Below are 1,674 nucleotides of genomic sequence, written 5' to 3' on the forward strand. Positions count from 1 at the left end.
GCTGGCGGAGCGCAGGGTTGTAGTCGGCCTCGCGGGCGCGTTGCTTGTCGTAGTAGCGGCGGGCGCCTGGTGAGGCGCGCAGGGCGGAGAACGCCTGGGCCTGCAGGGCGTCGGCGAGGCGGTTGTTGCGGACGTAGCGGGCTTGGACGGTGTGGCTCTTGCCGGAGGCCCGGGTGATCGGGCTGGTGCCGGCGTAGTTCTTGCGGGCCTTCGCGGACGCGTAGCGGGTGGGGTCGTCCCCGAACTCGGCGAGCACCCGGGCGCCGGTGATCTGTCCGATGCCTGGCATCGAGAGGTAGATCTCAGCGTCCGGGTGCGCTCGAAAATGGGCCTTCACCTGCTCCTCCATCGCGGCTATCTGCTCGTTCAGCGCGATGATCACGCGGGCGTGGGCGGCGGCGGTGGCCGCGTAGGCGGCGGTGACCGGCTCGGGAAGGCCGAGCTGTTCCTCGCGCAGCGCGGCCTGAATCGTGGCCGCTTTCGCGTCCCGGTTCTGCCGACGGGCGCGGGCCAGGACGGCGGTGATCTGCGTGCGGGTCAGCTTCGCCCCGGCCGCCGGTGTAGGCGCCTTGATCAGCAGTTCCAGCGCGTCCGTGCTGGTCAAAGCGATGTCCGCGTAGGCGTTCAGGGCGGCGGGGAAGTATTCGCGCAGCGTGCTGCGCAGCCGTTGGAAGGTGCGGGTGCGTTCCCAGATCAGGGTCTGGTGGGTGCGGGCGACGACCTTGACGGCCTGGGCCTGCTCGCTGTCCCCGGACACCGGGCGGAGCTGGGCCCGGTCGATGCGGACCATGTCCGCCAGTGCGTGCGCGTCGCCCTTGTCGCTCTTGGCTCCGGAGGAGGCGTACCGCTCCTTGAACCGGGCGACCTGCCGGGGGTTGATCGCATAGACCTGGTAGCCGGAGGCGATTAGGGCCTGCACCCACGAGCCGCGGTCGGTCTCGATCCCGACCACGACCTCGGCGGCATCCAGGTCCCCGCCGCCGTGCTTCGCGAGGAGCTCGTGCAGCTTCGCGATGCCCTCCACTCCCTCGGGCAGCCTCGTGGCGGCCAGCTTCCGGCCCGCCTCGTCCTGGACCTCGACGTCATGGTGGTCTTCGGCCCAGTCATCGCCGATCAGCAGCAACTCGTCCTCCTGGTCAGGTACTTCGCTTCCCTTGCAGCCTGCGGAAGGCGCGGCGCGCGGCCTAATGGATTCAGTGCTCACGCCCCATCGGGCGGGCACGCCACCCCATGAGCGGTCTGGCCTCCCGGCCGACCAGCAGGGGCACGGTCTCAACCCAGAACTCCAAGGGTTCCGGCGGCGGTAGTGCTCACCTGCTGGCGGCTACGGCACCGAGTCTCTCCGACCCGGCAAGTCCCATTAGGCGGCGTGAGCGGGAGAGCCAGCTCAGCGTTCGCTCCACCACCCATCTGCGGGCCAGTACGACAAATCCGCGTTGTCCGCCAGATCGGCGCACGACCTCGATCCGGACTCCGTGGCGGGCGAACGCCTTCGCCAGCGCCGGACCCTGGTAGGCGCTGTCGACCCACACCAGTTTCAGCAACCGGCCCGGCTCGTCCATGAACGTCTCCAGCAGTGCGGGGGCGGCCTTGGAGTCGTGAACGTCCGCTGTGGTCACGGTCACCTCCAGGAGCAGGCCCTCGGTATCGGTCAGGATGTGACGCTTGCGCCCA

Annotated in this window: 2 protein-coding genes; both read right to left on the bottom strand. The window is 69.7% G+C overall.

The genetic code is table 11. The annotated features are described in order from the left end of the window. The coding region (locus VXC91_RS45285) for an IS110 family RNA-guided transposase (RefSeq protein ID WP_329513157.1) at nt 1-1,123 on the bottom strand (1,123 nt) is incomplete at its 3' end. A 187-nt stretch (nt 1,124-1,310) separates the two neighbouring features. Next, nucleotides 1,311-1,674, bottom strand: a 364-nt coding sequence (locus VXC91_RS45290; protein WP_329513158.1) for a transposase, incomplete at its 5' end; no start/stop codon positions are given.

This window comes from Streptomyces chiangmaiensis (genome assembly GCF_036281785.1).
In the GTDB taxonomy this organism is placed as follows: Bacteria; Actinomycetota; Actinomycetes; order Streptomycetales; family Streptomycetaceae; genus Streptomyces; species Streptomyces chiangmaiensis.